Source organism: Cupriavidus sp. 22TCCZM01-5 (assembly GCF_057798915.1).
The window spans coordinates 14731-35191 of record NZ_JBYOJR010000006.1; the positions used below are offsets into that span (position 1 = coordinate 14731).

At 66.3% G+C, this 20461-nt stretch carries 18 protein-coding genes; 12 read left to right on the forward strand and 6 right to left on the reverse strand.

Annotation, left to right across the window (positions count from 1 at the left end; genetic code table 11):
• Positions 1 to 2 precede the first annotated feature (2 nt).
• Together AC3FNH_RS07710 and cobA are read left to right on the forward strand one after the other, a co-directional pair.
• A complete protein-coding gene (locus AC3FNH_RS07710; protein WP_488719622.1) occupies positions 3 to 1307 on the forward strand; it encodes a sulfate adenylyltransferase subunit 1 in 1305 nt (434 codons plus the stop codon).
• Between the two features lie 39 nt (positions 1308 to 1346).
• Positions 1347 to 2150 (forward strand): uroporphyrinogen-III C-methyltransferase, encoded by an 804-nt coding sequence (gene cobA / locus AC3FNH_RS07715; RefSeq protein ID WP_488719623.1) that lies wholly within the window; start codon positions 1347 to 1349, stop codon positions 2148 to 2150.
• Between the two features lie 519 nt (positions 2151 to 2669).
• Here the strand turns inward: cobA and AC3FNH_RS07720 are convergent.
• From AC3FNH_RS07720 to lptF, 3 genes are read right to left on the reverse strand one after another with little or no spacing between them, the layout of a single operon-like run.
• Positions 2670 to 3083: a sirohydrochlorin chelatase gene (locus AC3FNH_RS07720; RefSeq protein ID WP_488719624.1), complete on the reverse strand. Its 414-nt coding sequence runs from the start codon at positions 3081 to 3083 to the stop codon at positions 2670 to 2672.
• A gap of 14 nt (positions 3084 to 3097) precedes the next feature.
• A complete protein-coding gene (gene lptG / locus AC3FNH_RS07725) occupies positions 3098 to 4252 on the reverse strand; it encodes an LPS export ABC transporter permease LptG (RefSeq protein ID WP_276098328.1) in 1155 nt (384 codons plus the stop codon).
• Entirely contained in the window at positions 4249 to 5370 is a 1122-nt protein-coding gene (gene lptF / locus AC3FNH_RS07730; RefSeq protein ID WP_276098327.1) for an LPS export ABC transporter permease LptF, read from the reverse strand. Before lptF ends, lptG begins: the two co-directional genes overlap by 4 nt.
• A 165-nt stretch (positions 5371 to 5535) precedes the next feature.
• Here lptF and AC3FNH_RS07735 point away from each other — a divergent pair, with 165 nt between their 5' ends.
• The 3 genes from AC3FNH_RS07735 to AC3FNH_RS07745 are packed head-to-tail and all read left to right on the forward strand — an operon-like array spanning position 5536 to position 8050.
• Positions 5536 to 7068, forward strand: a complete 1533-nt coding sequence (locus AC3FNH_RS07735) for a leucyl aminopeptidase (protein WP_488719625.1) — start codon at positions 5536 to 5538, stop codon at positions 7066 to 7068.
• Between the two features lie 23 nt (positions 7069 to 7091).
• Entirely contained in the window at positions 7092 to 7526 is a 435-nt protein-coding gene (locus AC3FNH_RS07740; protein ID WP_488719626.1) for a DNA polymerase III subunit chi, read from the forward strand.
• Complete coding sequence (locus AC3FNH_RS07745; RefSeq protein ID WP_488719627.1) at positions 7523 to 8050, forward strand: hypothetical protein; 528 nt, start codon at positions 7523 to 7525, stop codon at positions 8048 to 8050. Before AC3FNH_RS07740 ends, AC3FNH_RS07745 begins: the two co-directional genes overlap by 4 nt.
• Before the next feature lie 85 nt (positions 8051 to 8135).
• Here the strand turns inward: AC3FNH_RS07745 and ilvD are convergent, their stop codons facing one another.
• On the reverse strand, positions 8136 to 9809 hold the full coding sequence (gene ilvD / locus AC3FNH_RS07750) for a dihydroxy-acid dehydratase (protein WP_488719628.1): 1674 nt from the start codon (positions 9807 to 9809) through the stop codon (positions 8136 to 8138).
• Between the two features lie 151 nt (positions 9810 to 9960).
• On the opposite strand from ilvD, the gene AC3FNH_RS07755 reads away from it, so the two are divergent.
• Positions 9961 to 10908: a LysR family transcriptional regulator gene (locus AC3FNH_RS07755; RefSeq protein WP_488719629.1), complete on the forward strand. Its 948-nt coding sequence runs from the start codon at positions 9961 to 9963 to the stop codon at positions 10906 to 10908.
• A 17-nt stretch (positions 10909 to 10925) separates the two neighbouring features.
• Complete coding sequence (gene lgt / locus AC3FNH_RS07760) at positions 10926 to 11756, forward strand: prolipoprotein diacylglyceryl transferase (RefSeq protein ID WP_488719630.1); 831 nt, start codon at positions 10926 to 10928, stop codon at positions 11754 to 11756.
• 18 nt (positions 11757 to 11774) lie between these two features.
• Here the strand turns inward: lgt and AC3FNH_RS07765 are convergent, their stop codons facing one another.
• Together AC3FNH_RS07765 and AC3FNH_RS07770 are read right to left on the reverse strand one after the other, a co-directional pair.
• Positions 11775 to 12818 carry a M48 family metallopeptidase gene (locus AC3FNH_RS07765; RefSeq protein WP_488719631.1) on the reverse strand — a complete coding sequence of 348 codons (1044 nt, stop codon included), beginning with the start codon at positions 12816 to 12818 and terminating at the stop codon, positions 11775 to 11777.
• Between the two features lie 51 nt (positions 12819 to 12869).
• Positions 12870 to 13970: a YjgN family protein gene (locus AC3FNH_RS07770; RefSeq protein ID WP_488719775.1), complete on the reverse strand. Its 1101-nt coding sequence runs from the start codon at positions 13968 to 13970 to the stop codon at positions 12870 to 12872.
• Positions 13971 to 14705: 735 nt separating this feature from the next.
• Here AC3FNH_RS07770 and AC3FNH_RS07775 point away from each other — a divergent pair.
• The 5 genes from AC3FNH_RS07775 (at position 14706) to AC3FNH_RS07795 (ending at position 20440) form a co-directional block, all read left to right on the forward strand.
• Positions 14706 to 15422, forward strand: coding sequence for a GntR family transcriptional regulator (locus AC3FNH_RS07775; protein ID WP_488719632.1), 717 nt, complete (start codon positions 14706 to 14708; stop codon positions 15420 to 15422).
• Positions 15419 to 16861 (forward strand): malonyl-CoA decarboxylase domain-containing protein, encoded by a 1443-nt coding sequence (locus tag AC3FNH_RS07780; protein ID WP_488719633.1) that lies wholly within the window; start codon positions 15419 to 15421, stop codon positions 16859 to 16861. Before AC3FNH_RS07775 ends, AC3FNH_RS07780 begins: the two co-directional genes overlap by 4 nt.
• Positions 16862 to 17013: 152 nt before the next feature.
• Complete coding sequence (locus AC3FNH_RS07785; protein ID WP_488719634.1) at positions 17014 to 18015, forward strand: Bug family tripartite tricarboxylate transporter substrate binding protein; 1002 nt, start codon at positions 17014 to 17016, stop codon at positions 18013 to 18015.
• A gap of 3 nt (positions 18016 to 18018) precedes the next feature.
• A complete protein-coding gene (locus AC3FNH_RS07790) occupies positions 18019 to 18801 on the forward strand; it encodes an enoyl-CoA hydratase/isomerase family protein (protein WP_488719635.1) in 783 nt (260 codons plus the stop codon).
• Positions 18802 to 18886: 85 nt separating this feature from the next.
• Complete coding sequence (locus AC3FNH_RS07795) at positions 18887 to 20440, forward strand: malonate--CoA ligase (protein WP_488719636.1); 1554 nt, start codon at positions 18887 to 18889, stop codon at positions 20438 to 20440.
• Positions 20441 to 20461: the final 21 nt, after the last annotated feature.

Genomic DNA, 20461 nt, shown 5'->3' on the forward strand with positions numbered 1-20461 from the left:
ACATGACTCACCAATCTACCCACCAGGGCCTGCTGCGCTTCATTACCGCCGGCTCCGTCGACGACGGCAAGAGCACGCTGATCGGCCGCCTGCTGTTCGACAGCAAGGCCGTGCTGTCCGACCAGCTCACTGCGCTCGCCAACGCCAAGAACAAGCGCACCGCGGGCGAAGAAATCGATTTCTCGCTGCTGACTGACGGCCTCGAAGCCGAGCGGGAGCAGGGCATCACCATCGACGTGGCGTACCGCTATTTCTCCACGGCGCGCCGCAAGTTCATCATCGCCGATACGCCGGGCCACGAGCAGTACACGCGCAACATGGTCACGGGCGCCTCGACCGCGCACGCGGCCATCGTGCTGGTGGACGCCACCCGCGTGACGGTCAAGGACGGCCGCGCCGAGCTGCTCGCGCAGACCAAGCGCCATTCGGCCATCCTGAAGCTGCTGGAGCTGCAGCACGTGATCGTGGCCGTCAACAAGATGGACCTGGTCGACTACAGCGAAGAACGCTTCAACGAAATCCGCGCGGCCTATGCCGAACTGGCTGAACAGCTCGGCCTGAAGGACGTGCGCTACGTGCCGGTGTCGGCGCTGCGCGGCGACAATATCGTGCATGCCAGCGACGCCATGCCGTGGTATCAGGGCGAGTCCTTGCTGCCGCTGCTCGAAGAGCTGCCAGTGGAAGAAGCCGCGCCCGAAGGCGACGCCGCGCTGCGCTTCCCGGTGCAACTGGTGATCCGCCAGGACGGCTCGCAGTCGGACGATTTTCGCGGCTATGCCGGCCGTGTCGAGGCAGGCACCGTGCGCGTCGGCCAGAAGCTGCGCGTGCTGCCGGCCAACCGCGAAGCCGTGGTGGCCGAGGTGCTGACGCCGAACGGCGCCGCCGACTCCGCCAGCGCGGGCGATACCGTAACGGTGCGCCTGGCCGAGGACGTCGATGTATCACGCGGTGACATGTTCGTTACCGCCGACGCGACGGCCGCCTCGGCCAAGAAGCTGCAGGCCGACCTGTGCTGGTTCGACGACGAATCGCTGAACCCGTCGCGCAAGTACGTGCTCAAGCACACCACGGCCAGCGTGTTCGCGCGCATATCGGCGGTGGATCGCGTGCTCGACGTGCACACGCTGTCGCACGAGACGGGCCGTCACGAGATCCGCCTGAACGATATCGGCTCGGTGCAACTCTCGCTGCAGAAGCCGATTGTTTGCGACACCTACGGTGACAACCCGGCGACCGGCGCATTCGTGCTGATCGACGAGGCGACCAATCATACGGTGGCCGCGGGCATGATCCGTGCGTACTCCTGAGCGTTACGACACGCAGTCAAGCGCAAGCGCAAGGGGCAGATGATGAGCAAGACAGGCAAAGCGACCGGCAAGGTCTACCTGATCGGGGCGGGTCCCGGGGCGGCGGACCTCATTACGGTGCGTGGTGCACGGTTGTTGGGCGAAGCCCAGGTCGTGCTGCATGACGCACTGGTATCGCCGGAGATGCTGGCCTGGTGTCCGCAGGCGAAGCTGGTGGAAGTGGGCAAGCGTTGTGGCAAGCGTTCGACGGCGCAATTGTTCATCAACCGCCAGATCGTCGACATGGCTACCAAGTTCGAACGCGTGGTGCGCCTGAAGGGCGGCGACCCCATGCTGTTCGGCCGCGCCGACGAGGAGCTTCAGGCGCTGGAAGCCGCGGGCATCGCGTACGAGGTGGTGCCCGGCATTACCGCCGCGCTCGCGGCCGCATCGGCCATCGCCAAGCCGCTCACCAAGCGCGGCGTGTCGCGCAGCGTTGCCTTTGCCACGCAGGCCAAGGCGGCGGACGGCACCGAAGTGCCGGCCGCGGTGGCCGACATCGAGGCCGATGTGCGCGCCGATACGCTGGTCTACTACATGGGGCGTGACCAGGCTGCGGCCATCGCGGCGCAACTGATCGCGCACGGCAAGGCTCCTTCGACACCGGCCTGGGTAGTGGAGGCCGTGAGCACGCCGCGCCAGCGCAGCCATGCCTTCACGCTGCAGCAGATGGCGGCCGGCGAGGCAGCCGGCTGGATCGACCCGGCACAGCCGAGCTTGCTGATGATCGGCGCGGCGCTGGCGGGCCGGGCGACGGAGCCGGTGCTCGATGTGACGGAGCCTGTTGCGGCGAAAGCGGCCTGAGGCAGCGTTGCAGACGAAAGAACGACCGGGCAACTGCCCGGTTTTTTTTGTTCCTCGGCGGATTGTGGGGGATGGGGGATGATGGGTTGTCGTGCTTGGCAGGCGCCGCTGTTTCGCCGGCGTAGCCGGCGAGTCACTTTTTGTCCGAGCGACAAAAAGTAACCCAGGCCGCAGGCAAACCGCGCCGCAGCGAAGCAGAGAAACCGAACCGTTGGCACTGGCGACGATGATGCCCGTCGCAGACCGACTAGGACGTGCGCGCAGCGCAGCCGTAGGCGTCCCACCGCTGACGCTGTTGGAACGCTGTACCCGAGCCCTACATGGGGATCGTACACAAGCCGGTTATCGCAGGCACTGGTTCTGAATCACTATGCGTAGCAGGTTCGAACGGGCAACCACGTCTCGCGAGACCAAAGCCGCTTGAAAACAAGAAGCGTATCGTTGATGGCCAGCGGCGCCTGCCAAGCACACAAACCCCATCATCTTCCATCCCCCGCATTCCGGCGAAGAACCTTTCTTTCAGGCGCCATCAGTCGCAGCCGGGGCGAGCGACGCCACGCAGTACGAGGCAATCGCATCCAGTACGCTGTCGGCTTCGCCCACGGCCGCGGCGCAGCGAATCGACAGGGCAGGGTACTGTTGCCGGCAGGCATCGACCAGCGCCGGCAGGTCGCGCCGCAGGTGGCCGCCCTGGCCAAAGAACACAGGTACTACGGTGATCTCGTCGACGCCTGCGGCAGCCAGTTCACCGAGGGCCTCCGGCAACTGCGGCGACATCAGTTCCAGGAAGGCAAGGCGCACCGGCATATCCGGCAGCACGGCGCAGAGCTTCTGCGCCAGCCGGTCGAATGGTTCACGCCAGCGCACATCGCGCGCGCCATGCGCGAACAGGACAAGGGCCTGGCGACTGGGCGTGGTTTCGGTCGGTTGCATGGCGTGGCCTTGCGTCAGTGACGATCGACCCAGCGCAACGCCGTCAGCGCCAGCAGCAGGTACAGCGTGCCTGGCACGAGCGCCGACACGATCGGCGGCCACGTATGCAGCAGCCCCACGTGCGAGAACAGCGTATTCGACAGGTGGAAAGACAGCCCGAGCATGATCCCGCCGAACACCTTGACGCCGACCGCGCCGGCACGCGCGTGCAGGTACGCGAAGGGCAGGGCAAGCGCCATCATGACGAACAGCGTCAGCGGGTAGACCACCTTCTTCCAGAACGCGATCTCGTAGCGCTGCGTGTCCTGCTTGTTGTCACGCAGGTGCCGGATATAGCGGAACAGGTCCAGCGTGGACATGCGCTCGGGCGTGACCAGCAGCACGGACAGGATCTGGGGCGTGAGTTCAGAGTGCATGGTGACGCTCGGGAAGCGCACCTGTTCCGCGCGGAACTCGGGCGCCAGGCCGTCGCGCCGGGTGGTGGACGGCTGCTGGTTCAGTTCGGAAAAGCGGGTTTCGTTGACATCGTTGAGCTGCCACGACTGGGCACCCTGGTACCGGCCTTCCTTGACCACGCGGATGACGCGCAGGCGGTAACGGTCGTCGAACTCGTAGACCGTGATGCCCGTGATGGTCTGGTCCGGCCGCAACCCGGCCACATTGACGAAGCGCGTAACCTCGCTGCCGGTCGCGTCCTTGTCGCGGTCCTTGACCCACACGCCGGAGCGGAAGTCCGACGAGACCGTGGCGCCAATGGCTTCCAGCTTGATCTTCTGCGCGAACTGCTCCGCGCGCGGCCCGATGAACTCGCCGAAGATGAACGTGATGATGGCCAGCGGCACCGCCAGCTTGAACAGCGAGAACAGCGCCTGGCGCGTATTGAGCCCCGCCACGCGGAAGATGGTGTACTCGGACTGGCTGGCGAGCTGCGAGAAGACATAGATCGCGCTGATCAGCACTGCGATCGGCAACACCTCGTAGATCCGCGTGGGGGCCTGCAGCAGGACATGCAGGAACGCGATCAGCGAGGTGTACTTGCCGTTGACGCTCTCCAGTTCGTTGAGCAAGTCGAAGAACACGAACAACGACAGCACCGCGAACAGGATGAAGATGAACACCCCATAAACCTGGCGCGCAAAGTAGCGCTCATAGACGCGCAGCAGCCTCATGCCGTACCCCCCTTGGCGGGTGCGGGCCGACGCCCGAACACGGCGCGCCAGCCTCCCAGGCTGCGGTTCTGGCGGTAGCGGAACATCAGCAGCGCGGCCAGGAACACCACCAGGTGGATCGGCCACCACCCCAGCCAGAACGGGACCGAGCCGGAGCGCACCCAGGACTGGGCGAGGTTGATCATGTTGCTGTAGGTCAGGTAGATCAGCACCGCGAATACCAGCGGCGTGTAGCGCCCGAGCCGCGGGTTCACGTATGCCAGCGGGATCGCGATCATGACGAAGTTGAAGGCGAGAATCGGCAGCGAAATGCGCCAGAGCAGCTCGCCGAGGTTCTCGCGCGTGGGGTTGCGCAGCAGGTCGATGGTGTTGCGGCTCTTGGGCGGCTGCTCGTTCTGGCTTTCAGGTGGCTTGTTGTCCACCTTGACCGCATAGCGCTCGAACTCGACGATGCGATAGTCGATCTGGCCCGGCGTGCCCGCGTAGCGGCGGCCGTTCTCCATCACCACCAGGCGGTCGCCGTTGGGCATGGTTTCGAAGGTGCCCTGGTGGGCCAGCGCGACGCCGATCTTGTTGGCCTCGGCATTGGCGACGAAGACGTTGCGGGCGTATTTCATGTCGGCATCGATGCCTTCGATGAACAGCACGTAGTTGCCGTTGGATGGCTCGATGAAACGCCCGGCGGCAATCATCGACAGCACGCCGCGCTGCTCGAAGCGGTCGCGGAACAGCGCGCTCTGCTGGTTGGCCCACGGCCACGCGAACATGCCCAGCAGCAGCGCCAGCACGATGAACGGCGCGGCGAACTGCAGCACCGGCTTGACCAGGTCGCGCAGCGAGATGCCGGCCGAGAACCAGACCACCATCTCGGAGTCCTTGTACCAGCGCGTCAGCACGATCAGCGTCGAGATGAACAGCGTGGCCGAGAGCAGGATGGACAGGTAGCCGATGGTGGCCAGGCCGATCAGGATCAGCACATCGTTAGGGCTGGCCTTGCCATTGGCGGCCAGGCCCAGGATACGGATCACGAGCGACGTGAGCATGAAGGTCAGCATCACCAGGAACACCGCGCCGGCGGTGTAGGCGAGCTCGCGTCGCAGGGCTTGTTGAAAGATCATGCGGTGTCGGTTCCGGACTGCCGGCCGGCGCGGGCGATGAGCCGTGCGTGAAGTGCCTCGCAGGACAGCGGGCTGGCGGCGGGGCGGATCGGCAGCGGCAGGTCGCGGATAAAAATCGCGGATAATGGAGGCTTTCGTGTCTACAAGCCCCTGGAAGGAAGCGCGATGGAATTTAGCACAAAAGCCCTGGATTGGAGTAAAGCCGGCCAAAATGGTTTCCTGGCGACAAAGACCGACTGCCTGGTGGTCGGCGTGTTCGAAGGCCAGAACCTGGCGGGCGTGGCCAAGGCCCTCGACGTGGCCACCAAGGGCTTGGTCGCACGGTTGCTGAAGCAGGGCGACTTCGAAGGCAAGCGCGGCACGCAGCTCACGCTGCACGAAGTGGCCGGCGTGGGCGCCGCCCGCGTGCTGCTGGTCGGCCTGGGCAAAGAGGCGGATTTCAACGACAAGGCCTTTGCCGAAGCCGTGCGCACGGCCGTGCGTGCCTTGTCGGCCACGCGCGCCACCTCGGCGCTGTGGTGCCTGTCGCAGCAGCCGCCGCAGCAGCGCGACATCGGCTGGGCGGTCATTACCACCATCACGCTGGTGCGCGACGCGGGCTACCGCCTGCTGGAGCGCCACCCGGGCCTGAAGCGCGCCAACGGCAAGCCGGGCGCGGCCGACAAGCCGACGCTGCGCAAGGTAGTGCTGGCCGTGGACGCCAACCATGCCAAGGCCGCGACCCAGGCCGTGGTGCGTGGCACGGCCATTGCCAACGGCATGGAACTGACCCGCGACCTGGGCAACCTGCCGTCCAATATCTGCACCCCGACCTACCTGGCCAACACGGCACGCGCCATTGCCAAGCGCCACAAGCTCAAGGTGGAAGTGCTCGGCCGCAAGCAGATCGAAGCGCTCAACATGGGCTCGTTCCTGTCCGTGACCCGGGGCAGCGACGAGCCGCCGCAGTTCATCGTGCTGCGCTATGACGGCGCCGGTGCCAAGCAGGCGCCGGTCGTGCTGGTGGGCAAGGGCATCACCTTCGATACCGGCGGCATCTCGCTCAAGCCGGGCGAGGGCATGGATGAAATGAAGTACGACATGTGCGGCGCCGCCTCGGTGCTGGGCACGCTGCAGGCCGTGGCCGAGATGGGCCTGAAGCTCAACGTGATCGCCGTGGTGCCGACCTGCGAGAACATGCCCAGCGGCGTGGCCACGAAGCCCGGCGACGTCGTGACCAGCATGTCGGGCCAGACCATCGAGATCCTGAACACCGACGCCGAAGGCCGCCTGATCCTGTGCGACGCGCTGACCTACGTCGAGCGCTTCAAGCCGGCCGCGGTGATCGATGTCGCGACGCTGACGGGCGCCTGCATCATCGCGCTGGGCCACATCAACAGCGGCCTCTACGCGCGCAGCGACGCGCTCGCCGACCAGCTCCTGCAGGCCGGCCGCACGTCCATGGACACCGCCTGGCGCATGCCGCTGGACGACGAGTACCAGGACCAGCTCAAGTCGAACTTCGCCGACATGGCCAATATCGGCGGCCGCCCGGCCGGCAGCGTGACCGCCGCCTGCTTCCTGGCGCGCTTCACAGAAAAGTACGACTGGGCCCACCTGGACATCGCCGGCACGGCCTGGAAGAGCGGCGCGGCCAAGGGTGCCACCGGCCGTCCGGTGCCGCTGCTGGCGCAGTTCCTGATGGATCGCGCCGCCTGACAGGCGCAAGGGGCAGGGTAGTCATGACGCGCATCGATTTCCACAGCAACGTGCCGGACAAGCTCGGCTATGTCTGCCGGCTGGTCCGCAAGGCGTACAGCGCTGGCCAGAAGGTCGTGGTGCACGGCCAGCCGCCGCAGCTCGCGGAACTCGACGCGCGCCTGTGGACGTTCTCGCCGCTGGACTTCCTGCCTCACTGCGGCGTGGACAGTCCCAACGCATCGGTCACGCCGATCGTTTTGGCCACCAGCCTGGACGGTGTCCCGCACCATCAGCTGCTGATCAACCTGGATGCGCAGGCGCCGGGGCAGTTCGCCAGCTTTGAGCGCCTGATAGAAGTGGTCGGCGCCGGCGCCGAAGACCGCGAGGCCGGGCGCGAGCGCTACCGCTTCTACCGTGAGCGCGGCTATGCGCTGACGCACCACGATCTCAGCCAGCCACGGGGAGACTCAGCATGAGCGAACGCACGACCTCGCGGGTGATCCCGCGGCTCGGGCCCAACGACAGCATTCCGCTGCTGACCGAGGTGGTGGACTTGCCGGATGCTGCTGCGGCGCCATCGGACGACGGCGTCATCGATACGGCTGGCATGGCCGAGTCGGGCGTGGTCACGCACGTAGGCGACACGGGTGAGCCGGACGCGCTGGCGATTCCGGTTTTGACCGATGAGCTGGAAGACGGCGATACCGCCTTGCCCGTCACCGAACCGGAGGACACCGTGGCCAGCCGCTACGCGTCCGATGCGCCCGGTGAAGACGACTTGCGCGCGATGCGCAGCGAGTTGCTGACACGCGTGATGATGCGGTTCCGCACCGAGTGGCCGCAGGTCGTGGAGGCGCATACCGAGGCAACGCTGCGCGCGCGGCTGGCGCCGCTGACCGCGCAGCTTGCGGCGGAATTGACGCAGGCGCTGGAGGCGCGGCTGGTTGAATGGCTCGATGCGACGCTGGAGGAGATTGAGAGGGATCCGGGGGGGATGTGAGGGGGGATTGGGTGGTGGTGCTCTGGTCGGGATTGGTGCATTCGGTGCATTCGTTCTTGCCAAGCACCCCCGCCAGCCAGCCCAATTAATCCGTCACCGCCCCCTTACTCGCCGTAGACGCCAGCCGCGAAAACTTCGCCAACACCCCCCGCGCATAACGCGGCGCTGGCTGCTTCCACTCAGCCCGGCGCCGCGCCAACTCTTCATCCGACACATTCACCCGCAGCAGCAGCTTGTGCGCGTCGATGGTGATCGAATCCCCTTCCTGCACCAGCGCGATATTCCCGCCTACATACGCTTCAGGCGCAACATGGCCCACCACCATGCCCCACGTGCCGCCCGAGAAGCGGCCGTCGGTGATGAAGCCCACTGACTCGCCCAGCCCCTTGCCGATGATGGCCGAGGTCGGCGCCAGCATCTCCGGCATCCCCGGCCCACCCTTGGGCCCCAGGTAGCGCAGCACCAGCACGTCGCCTGGGTTGATCTTGTCGGCGAGGATCGCCTCCATCGCGCTCTGCTCGTCCTCGAATACGCGTGCCGGCCCGGTGATGACCGGGTTCTTCAAACCGGTGATCTTGGCAACGGCGCCTTCCTCGGCCAGGTTGCCCTTCAGGATGGCCAGGTGCCCTTCGGCGTAAAGCGCCTTCTCGATCGGCATGATCACGTCCTGATCGGTGCGCGGCTGGTCGGGCACGTGCTCGAGTTCCTCGGCCAGCGTGCGGCCGGTGATGGTCAGGCAGTCGCCATGCAGCAGCCCGGCCTTCAGCAGGATCTTCATGACCTGCGGGATGCCGCCGGCCTTGTGCAGGTCGGTGGCCACGTACTGGCCCGACGGTTTCAGGTTGCAGATCACCGGCACCTTGCGGCGGATGCGCTCGAAGTCGTCGATGGTCCATTCGACTTCGGCCGAGTGGGCGATCGCCAGGTAGTGCAGCACGGCGTTGGTCGAACCGCCGGTGGCCATGATCAGGCTGACCGCGTTCTCGATCGACTTGCGCGTGATGATGTCGCGCGGCTTGATGTCTTTCTTGACGGCCTCGACCAGCACGCGCGCCGATTCGGCCGCGCTGTCGACCTTCTCCTGGTCGGGGTTGGCCATGGTCGACGAATACAGCAGCGACATGCCGAGCGCCTCGAACGACGAACTCATCGTGTTGGCGGTGTACATGCCGCCGCAGGAGCCGGTGGACGGGCAGGCGTTCCGTTCCACGCCCTCGAAGTCTTCCTCGCTCATGCGGCCGGCGGTGAATTCGCCCACCGCCTCGAACGACGACACGATGGTCAGGTCCTTGCCTTTCCAGTTGCCGGGCCGGATGGTGCCGCCATAGACATAGATGCCCGGCACATTGGTGCGCGCCAGCGCGATCATGCCGCCCGGCATGTTCTTGTCGCAGCCGCCGATCACGACCACGCCGTCCATCCACTGGCCCTGTGCGGCGGTCTCGATGCAGTCGGCAATGACCTCGCGCGAGATCAGCGAGTACTTCATGCCCTCGGTGCCCATCGACATGCCGTCGGAGATGGTCGGCGTGCCGAACACCTGCGGGTTGGCGCCGGCGGCCTTCACGGCATCGATCGCGGCATCGGCCAGGCGCTGCAGGCCGGCGTTGCACGGCGTGATCGTCGAATGGCCGTTGGCGATGCCGACCATCGGCTTGTCGAAGTCCTCCTTCTTGTAGCCGAGCGCGTAGTACATCGAGCGGTTCGGGGAACGCGCCACGCCTTGCGTGATGTTCTGGGAGCGCTTGTTGAATGCCATGATGGGGTCTCCGGGGGATGTCTTTCGGCCGCCAGGCCGCCGTGCGGGCGCAGGCAGAGCGATGTTGTGCCGAAAGAATGCGACTTGCGTTTTGGCGTGTCAAATATATTATTTGACCGTTATTGAGTCGAAAAACATATCAGGAGGACCATTGGACCTGCGCCAGCTGCGGTACTTTGTCACGGTAGCGGAAGAGTTGCATTTCGGGCGCGCGGCCACGCGGCTGGCCATGACGCAGCCGCCGCTTTCGCAGCAGATCCAGGCGCTGGAGGAGGAAATCGGCGTGCAACTGTTCGCACGCACGCGCCGCTCGGTGATGCTGACGCCCGCCGGTCAGCAGTGGCTGCCGGAGGTCCGGCGCGTGCTGGCGGACGCGGCGGCGCTGCCGGGGCTCGCGCAGCGGTTCGCGCGCGGGGAAATCGGCTCGCTCGCGCTGGCGTTCGTCAGTACGGCCGACTACGGTATCCTGCCGGACCTGCTGCGGCGCTTCCGCGCGCAGCATCCGGAGGTCCAGCTGCAGTTGCGCGAGGCCACCAGCGATATCCAGCTCGAGGCCCTGATCGACGGCAGCATCGACGCCGGGCTAGTCATCCGTCCGCAATGGCCGGCCATGCCGCACGGCCTGTCCTACCTGCCGCTGATCAGCGAGCCGCTCGTGCTGGCGGTGCCGGATGGCTGGCGGCCCGCGCACGGCACCGTACCGGTGGATGGCAAGGTTTCGCTGCGCGACGCCGCGCACGAGCCGCTGATCATTTTCCCGCGCCGAAGCGCGCCGGTGTTCTATGACATCATTACAGGCTACTATGCGCGCGACGGCTTGACGCCGGTGATCGCGCAGGAAGCCATCCAGATGCAGACCATCGTGAGCCTGGTGTCTGCAGGCATGGGGGTGGCGCTGGTGCCGGCCTCGCTCTGCAACCTTCGCCGCACCGGCGTGTCGTACCTCGCGTTGCGCGAGGCGGGGCCGCAGATCGAGACCGGACTGGCCTGGCGCGAAGGCGCCGCCGGTGTCGCGCCGGCGCTGCGTTCCCTGATCGACATCGCGAGCGGGCTGGCGTCCGAGGGATCTTTGGTATCCGCGGCTGCCGGGCCTTTATAACTTCCACCCACCTCACCATGCTGATTCATCCCCAATTCGATCCGGTTGCCATCCATCTTGGCCCGCTTGCCATCCGCTGGTACGGGCTGATGTACCTGGCCGGGTTCATCATGTTCCTGTGGTTCGGCCGCCTGCGCATCCATCAGCCGCATATGGCGGCGAAGGGCTGGGTGACGCGCGACCTCGACGACATGCTGTTCTTCGGCGTGCTGGGCGTGATCCTGGGCGGGCGGCTCGGCTATGTGCTGTTCTACAAGCCGTCCTACTACCTTTCGCATCCGCTGGAGATCTTCAAGGTGTGGGAGGGCGGCATGGCCTTCCATGGCGGCTTTCTCGGCGTGCTGGTCGCGATGTGGCTGTTCGCGCGTCTGCGCAAGCGCCACTGGCTCGAAGTCACCGACTTCATCGCGCCGATGATCCCGTGCGGGCTGGCCGCTGGCCGCATCGGCAACTTCATCAACGGCGAACTGTGGGGCCGGCCCACGGACCTGCCGTGGGGCATGATCTTCCCGCAGGCGGGCGACAACATTCCGCGCCACCCGTCGCAGCTTTACCAGTTCGCCGGCGAAGGCGTGGCGCTGTTCATCATCCTGTGGCTGTTCGCGCGCAAGCCGCGGCCGATGGGCGCAGTGTCCGGCGTGTTCCTGATCGGCTATGGCTGCTTCCGTTTTGCCGCCGAATTCGCGCGCGAGCCGGACAACTTCCTGGGCCTGCTGGCGCTGCACCTGTCCATGGGCCAGTGGCTGAGCCTGCCGATGATCCTGGCCGGTATCGCGATGGTGGTGTGGGCCTATCGCCGGCAGGCGCGTTCCGGCGAGGAACAGCCCGCGGCGGGATCGGGCGCCTGACGGTACGTTCGCGCGGCGTCAGGGGCCTGCCGCGCGCAACGCCTCGATCCGTTCGCGCGTGTGCGGATGCGTGGAGAGGAAATCATCCAGCGCAGGGCCCTCCGCCTTGGCGCCGGCAGCAGGCTCGTTCTTCTGCGCGCCACGGTTCTGGTTCTCGAGCGCGATCAGGACATCGGCGAGCGCTGACGGCGGCAGCCGGTTGCGCTGCATGATCTCGATCGCATAGGCATCGGCCTCGCGTTCGTGCTCGCGCGAATAGCGCAGCGTCAGCATCGCGGCGGGCACGCCGGCCAGCACGGAAGAAAAGTCCCCGAACATATACGCAGCCAGCGCGCCGACGGCCGAAGCCTGGATGACCTGCTGCAGGCCGTGGCGTTGCGCGACATGGCCCGCCTCGTGGGCGAGCACCCCGAGCATGCCGGCGCCAGTGCCGGCCAGCCCCACCAGTTCGTCCGTGACCACGATGGCGCCGCCGGGCAGGGCCAGCGCGTTGGCGCCCAGGCGCCCGCCTTGGCGGAACACGATCTGGTAGTCATGGCCGGGATCATCCGGCCGCTTCAGCCCGGCGAAGCCTGTGCGGATGCGGGCCTGTTCCGCAGGGGGCAGGCGCGTGGGCTCGACCACCCCGTTGTCCAGGCTGGCCAGCGTGGCACGGCCGAGCTGTGCCTCGAGCGCGGGCGGCACCGCCCGCGCAATATGCGACGCGCCCCACGGCAGCAGTACGTAGTAGCCCAGCACGAATACGGCGACCAGCGCAGCCACTGCCATGCCCGCCATGCGCCAGCTGTTCTGTGCCTTGACCACCCAGCCTTCCTGATGCCCCGTCGCGGCGAGCAGGCTGTCGAAGGCAGCGTGGTCGCTGACCTGGCAGAAGGCGCCGTCCGCGAACGTTACGAGGCGCGGCGCGCGCCGTACCCGCTCCGATACGCGCAGCGACGACAGCGCCGCGCGCCGCAGCTCCGCGCCATCGGCATCGCGCAGCACGGCCTGCCCGGCGTCCACGGCCAGCGTGGCCGGGTGCGCCCGCGACGAGCGGCCATCGAAGTAGGTGACGGGAATCATCGGCGCAATTTCGTCGGTGAGTCATTTCCGGCTCTGGCTGTGCACGCAGGCTCAGAGCGCAATGTCGATGTCATACCAGTCCGCCGCGGCATCGCCGAGCGCACCGACGTTCTCGGCCTGGCCCGCGACGAAGGCGTCCAGCGGCGCGCGCGCCAGCAGCGACATGCATTCCACGCGGTAACGCGCGGACCTGACCCGGGCAAACGGCAGGAACAGTCCCAGGGTCAGTGCAATGCCAATCATGTTCGTCAGGAAAATATAGAACAGGCGGCCTGCCTTCACTTCGCTGCAGAAACCGTGCGGGGCCAGCGTGGTGTGGTTCCACACGAGGTTCTGCAGCGAGGCATTGAAGTACGGGCCGACGGCCAGCAAGGCGACATAGATGCCGAGGGTGCCGAGCAAGCCGGCAAACACCGCGGCGCCGCGGCCCGATCCGGCACTGACGCCCAGCGCGATGCCGCCGGCCACCGCGACCAGCACGACCACGATCGTCATGGCGAAGGTGCGCAGGTACACGCCGTAGAACGAGCCGGCCGATGCATCGAACGCAAATGGCGCCGTGCCGAAACGCGTGTGATTATGCTGGTAGTGCTTCAGGCGCTGATGCGCCAGCGGCGCCAGCGCACCGAGCGTGAATACCGTGAGCAGCGGCCACAGCACGAACACCTTGTACGCTTCGGCATCGCCTCCGGTGAAGGCAAAGCGCAGGCCGCGATAGCTCGAGTTCGCCATGCGAAAGCGCAGCGACCGGACCAGCAGGAGCGGGAACACCGCCGCCAGCGCCAGGGCCAGCAGTGCAGCCAGCATCGGTGACACCTTGCCGGCAAGCTGGAACGCGAATGCCAGCACGAACACGATGGCGCGTCCCTTGAGAATCGCTGCTGCCCGGCCGTGGTAATCGAATGTGGCCCCGTCCAGGCTGGTGTTGCGATAGAAATACTGCAGCGTGCGGACCTTGGCCCACGCGGAGTAGATGCCGAACGTGACGATGGTCAGCAGCGTGTTGACGATCCAGATGCGGAAATACTCCGATCCCGTGCCTGTGAAGGCGAGCCGCAAGGCCCTGGGCTCGATCGGGCGTGTCGCCGGAGCCTGGCCGCTGTCGGGCGTTTCGGGAGAAGCAGGGACTGCGCTGGTGTCGCCGGTTTGCATGGTCGGAATTCCCGTCTGGTCGGATGGCGGCCCGAGGCCAAGTTGTTTCATCAGCGCAACCAATTTGCGCGTGTCGATTGTGCCTTACTCCACATACTGCAGGTGCCTGAACTGGCAAATTCGCCACAAATGCCAAGGTCTGCGGGGAAACACCCAAAGCCGCAAGATGGCGTCCCTGAGACTTTGGTCGTAACACCCGAGATACATTCTGTTACACGAATGCGGCTTTGTAACAAGTTTCCCATCCTCAACATCAATAAAAACAATGGTTTATGTCTCGTGGCACGATACTCGCTAACTACCTTGTTACAAGAATGCGGGCCATGCCGAAGCCCGCGAAGGACGGGGCCGGGGAGGACCTGCAGGCAGACAGGGGCACCGGACAATAAAACGACGGCAGACGGGAAATCCGCGCATACGACAGGGTGCGCGATCAAGGGGGGCGCAGGGTCAGCGTCGGTAGTCCATGACCCACGCAGGCCGATGCCGTCGAGGCAGCGACCGGCGATGACATAGTCCGCAGCAGTTCTTTCAGGCGCGGGCGCATGCTGGCAGGGAGGCTGGCATGCGCCCGCCGCACCTCTGGCTCATTCCGATACCGCGTATGTTTCTTTTCTGTTGCGCGCCGCAACATCGAAATGCCTTGCCTGAGACTTCCGATTATTCATAATTATGAATTATGTGGCGACCTGCACATGGTGCGGGAGGGGCCCGGATCGATCCTGGCGGAGGCTTATGCGTATCGTCCAGCAGGCGCTTTATCTCGAGGTGGCGGACCGCATGCGCGGCATGATCGACGCACATGCGCTCGTACCGGGGGCATGGATCGACGAAAGCGCGCTGGCCGCCCAGCTCGGCATCTCGCGCACGCCGCTGCGCGAGGCGCTCAAGGTGCTGGCCGCCGAAGGCCTCGTCCGGCTCGAGCCCCGGCGCGGCTGCTTCGTCAACGAACTGTCCGAGCGCGATCTCGACGAGATCTTTCCGCTCATGGCGCTGCTCGAGGGGCGCTGTGCCTACGAGGCCGCGCGCAATGCCACCGCGCAGGATCTTGAAGCGCTGGAAGGGCTGCACGCCGAGCTTGCGCGGCATGCCGGCGCAGGCGATATCGATGCCTATTACGAAACCAATTTCCAGATCCACGAAGCCATCCAGCGTCTGGCCGGCAACCGCTGGCTTTCCGGGCTGATCAGCGATTTGCGCAAGGTGCTGCGCCTGTCACGGCACAAGAGCCTGAAGCTGCCCGGGCGCATTCATGAGTCCTGCGCCGAACACCTGGGCATTTTTTCGGCGCTCAAGGCGCATGACCCCGAAGGCGCCGAAGCCCTGATGAAGACCCATCTGCTGCGCCAGCGTGCCGCACTGACGGCGCTGGACCGCACCGCTACGGCCGAAGCGGCCGCGCTGCACGAGTTCCCGAAGATTTCGTCACGCACCAAGGCAGGTATCCCATGAGCTCCCTCGACTCCGGCGACCACAAGATCAGCGCCCCCTTGGGCGTCAGCGAACCGTCAGGCCCCAATCTCTTGTCGAGGATCGGGCGCTGGTGGGGCCGCAAGGGCGATGCCGACGCGGCTCCTGCACCGGCAAAGGATGCCGGGGCCGCGCCACTGCCCGCGCGCGTGGCGCGCCGCCAGCGCGAACAGTTGCGGCTATGCCTCGATGCGCGGCTGACCGACAGCAACGCCAACGCTGCTGCGCAGGCCTGGCAATCCGAGTACGAAGCCGCGGACGAGGGCATGCGCCGCGGCATGCTCGAAGTGCTGGCGGAGGTGGCCGGCAGTACGGGGCCGGATGAGGGCGCCGCGGACGCGGACAAGCCCGGCAAGCCGGCACGCGGCGGCTCCGGCCTGAGCCAGGCCTTGTCCAATGCGCGCATCCGCTTCTTCAAGCGCCTGGCCGCGCTGCATGGCCAGCGTGGCAACAGCGCGTGCGGCCTGCATTTCCTGATCCGCCTGCGCGCCGATATGCTGCGCTGGCAACGGCGCATTCCCGGCTTGCGCGTGCTCGATGAAGACCTCGAGGCGCTGTTCTCGAACTGGTTCGATGTCGGCCTGCTCGAACTGCAGCCCATCACCTGGGACTCGCCGGCCTCGCTGCTCGAGAAGCTGATCCGGTACGAAGCCGTCCACGAAATCTCGTCATGGACGGATCTGCGCAACCGCCTCGATTCTGACCGGCGCTGCTATGCGTTCTTCCATCCGCGCATTCCGCGCGAGCCCCTGATCTTCGTGGAAGTGGCCTTCGTGCCGGAGATGGCGGCCAACGTCCAGGCTTTGCTCGACGAAGCCGCGCCGCTCGAAGACCTGCGCCGCGTGAAGTGGGCCATCTTCTATTCGATCTCGAACACGCAGGCCGGGCTGCGGGGCGTCAGCTTCGGCAATTTCCTGCTCAAGCGCGTGATCGAGGAGCTGCAGCGCGAGTTTCCCAAGGTCCGGCAGTTCGCGACGCTGTCGCCGATCCCCGGGTTTGCCGACTGGCTGCGCAAGCAGGACGGCGCCGCCGTGGCCAGCGCGCTGGGACCAAAGCGGCTGGCGCGCTGGCAGGACCGGCACGGCCCGGCGCCAGCCGGCGGCGCGGGCTGGCTCGAGGCGTTGCCGCCCGATTCCCAGGACGCCGTGGTGCGTGACACCGCGTTGTCGCTGGCCGCCCATTACCTCGTGCGCGAGCGCAGCCAGTCCTTCCCCGCCGATCCGGTGGCGCGTTTCCACCTTGGCAATGGTGCGTGCGTGGAACGGCTTAACTGGGGGGCGGACCTGTCGCGAAAAGGCTGCATACAATCGTGCGGCATGATGGTGAATTACCTTTACGCGCCCGAGGCACTGGATGACAATCTAGCGCGCCTTGGCGAAGGCAACCCGCGCATCAGCCGTGCCGTGGGGAAGCTGCTGTGACTCGGGTCAGGTCACGAACAACATGCCATGGCACCGCTGAGCACCAGGTACGGCATTTGTCGGGATTTACAACAAGCGCAACGAGCACAACGAGCAAAACAAGCAGTATCCGGATCAACTTTCCACTTCGAGAGAAAGAGGAGGCAGTGAAGATGAATCGTCGTCAGTTCAGCCTGGCCGCGTGCGCGCGCGCCGCCGTCGTGGTCGCTGGCCTTGCCGGCATGGCATGGCAGGCGCCGTCCGCGCTGGCGGATACCTGGCCGTCCAAGCCGGTCACGGTCATCGTGCCGTTCCCCGCAGGCGGCGGCACCGACGCCTTCGCGCGCCCGCTGACCGCGCAGCTTTCCAAGCAGCTCGGCAAGCAGTTCGTGATCGATAACCGCGGCGGTGCCGGCGGCACCCTTGGCGCGAGCCTGGCGGCCAAGGCCGCGCCGGACGGCTATACGGTCTTTATCGGCGGTGCGCACCACGCGATTGCGCCGTCGTTCTACAAGAAGCTCGACTACGACATCGAAAAGGATTTCATCCCCGTCACGGTGATCGCCCAGCCGCCCCAGGTCATCGTGGTGAACCCGTCGCGCGTGCACGCCAATACGCTGCAGGAACTGCTCGACTACGCACGCAAGAATCCGGGCAAGCTTAACTATGGCTCGGCGGGCAACGGCTCCTCGCACCATCTCGCGGGCGAGCTGTTCAAGCTGCAGACCAAGACCCTGATCACGCATATTCCCTACAAGGGCGCGGGCCCGGCGCTGTCGGACCTGATCGCCGGCCAGGTCGACATGATGTTCGACGGCCTTGGCTCATCCGCGCAACATATTCGCGCCGGCCGCATCAAGGCGCTGGCGGTGGCATCGGCCAAGCGCTCGCCGGCATTCCCGAATGTGCCGACCGCGGCGGAGGCGGGCGTGCCGAACTACGAGGTGTCGACCTGGTACGCGATGTGGGTGCCCAAGGGCACGCCGAAGGAGATCGTCGACCGCCTGTACACCGAGACCGAGAAGGCCCTGAATACGCCCGAGCTCAAGCAGGTCTGGATCAGCAATGGCTCGGAAACGCCGCAGTTCACCCAGGAGCAGTTCGCCCAGTTCCAGCGCAGCGAGATCAAGCGCTGGGCCCAGGTGGTGCAGCTCTCCGACGCCAAGATCGACTGAGCGATGAGCGGTACTGTCGAGTTCGCAGCCCAAGGCACCACGGCTGCTGTCACGCTGTCGCACCCGGGCAAGCTCAACGCCATCTCGGCGCAGATGTGGCTGGCGCTGGCCGACGGCTTCACGCGGCTGTCGGCCGACACCTCGCTGCGCTGCGTGGTGGTGCGCGGCGCCGATGGCAATTTTGCCGCCGGCGCCGACATTGCCGAGTTCCCCATCGTGCGCGGCGACGATGCCGCGGTGCGCCGCTACCACATGGAGATCATCGCTCCGGCGCTGGAGGCCATTGCCGGCTGCCCGCACCCGACCGTGGCGATGATCGAGGGCGTATGCGTCGGCGGCGGGCTGGAGGTCGCCTGCCATTGCGACCTGCGCATCGCGGCGGACAATAGCCGCTTCGGCGTGCCGATCAACCGGCTCGGCTTTCCGATGGCGCCGGGTGAACTGCAGGGTTTGCTCGCGCTGGCGGGGCGCGCCGTCGCGCTGGAGATCCTGCTCGAGGGCCGCGTCTTCGATGCGGCCGAGGCGCGCGAAAAGGGCTTGCTGACACGCGTGGTGCCGGCCGGCGCACTGGCGGCGGAGGTCGATGCCACGGTGCGCAGGATTACGGCCGGGGCACCCGTCGCGGCGCGCATCAACAAGGCCACGATCCGCCGCCTGTCGCCGCAGCCCGAGCCGCTGAGCGCCAAGGAACTGGCCGCGCATTTCGCCTACGCCGAAGGCGGCGACCATGCCGAAGGCGTGGCGGCCTTCCTGGCCCGCCGTCCCCCGCGGTTCGAAGGGAACTAGCGCGTTTCCCCATTACAATCGTCCATCGCCCAATCGTCCATTGCCTTCCGCGCCTGGATGCCGGAAGTCTTTCTTCATCCGCACCATGAACGCCAACCTGTTCGCACTGTTCGAAACCCGCTTTCCCGCTGACCGCACCGCCTGCTGTATCGAGACGCACGACGGCCTGTACTACAGCTGGGACGATCTCGACCGCGCCACCGCCAAGCTGGCCAACCTGCTGAGGGGGCTAGGCCTGCCCGAGGGCGCGCGCGTGGCCGTGCAAGTGGAGAAATCGCCCGAGGCGCTGTTCCTGTACCTGGCCACGCTGCGTGCCGGCTATGTCTACCTGCCGCTGAACACGGCCTACCAGGAAGCGGAGATCGACTACTTCGTCGGCAATGCCGAGCCGTCGGTGGTGGTGTGCAGCAGCAAGAATTTCGGCTGGGTATCGAAGGTGGCCTTCCGCCACGGCACCAGCTACGTTTTCACGCTCGACGAAGACCGCACCGGCTCGCTGCTGTCGCGCGCCGCGGCGCGGCCCGATACCTTCGAGACCGTGCAGCGCGCCGACGACGACCTGGCGGCCATTCTCTATACGTCCGGCACCACCGGGCGCAGCAAGGGCGCGATGCTGACGCACGGCAACCTGGCCTCCAACGCGCAGACGCTGCACAAATACTGGGGCTGGCGCAGCGACGACGTGCTGCTGCACATGCTGCCGATCTTCCACGTGCACGGCCTGTTCGTCGCCTCGCACGGCGCGCTGCTGGCCGGTGCCAAGATGATCTGGGCGCCGAAGCTGGACATGGCGCAGGTGCTGAAATTCCTGCCGCGCTCCACGGTGATGATGGGCGTGCCGACCTACTACGTGCGCATGCTGCAGGAGTCGCGCTTCGACGACGACACCTGCCGCCGCATGCGCCTGTTCGTGTCGGGCTCGGCGCCGCTGCTGCTGGAGACCTTTGAAGAATTCCGCAAGCGCACGGGCCACACCATCCTCGAGCGTTACGGCATGAGCGAGACCGTGATGCTGGTCTCCAACCCGTACGACAGCGCGCTGGGCGAACGCATCGGCGGCACTGTCGGCATGCCGCTGCCCGGCGTGTCGGTGCGCGTGGTCGATGGCGAGGGCCGGCCCAGCGCGATCGGCGAGATCGGCAATATCGAGGTCAAGGGCCCGAACGTGTTCAAGGGCTACTGGCGCATGCCGGAGAAGACGCGCGAGGAATTCACCGCGGACGGCTGGTTCAAGACCGGCGACGTGGGCCGCTTTGGGGGCGCCATCGTCAGCCAGGCCGGCGAGCGTCCGGTGCCGGACAACTATGTGACCATTGTCGGGCGCAGCAAGGACCTGATCATCTCCGGTGGCTACAACGTCTATCCGAAGGAGATCGAGAGTTTCATCGACGAGATGCCGGGCGTGGCCGAGAGCGCGGTGATCGGCGTGCCGCATGTCGATTTCGGCGAGGCGGTGGTGGCGGTAGTGGTGAAGAAGCCAGGCGCCGACCTCGACGAGGGCGAACTGATCGGCTCGCTAAAGGGCCGCATCGCCAACTTCAAGGTCCCCAAGCGCGTGCACGTGGTGGAAGAGCTGCCGCGCAACACCATGGGCAAGGTGCAGAAGAACGTGCTGCGGCAGCAGTTCGCCGCGCTCTGAACGGCGGCGGGGCGGCCTGCC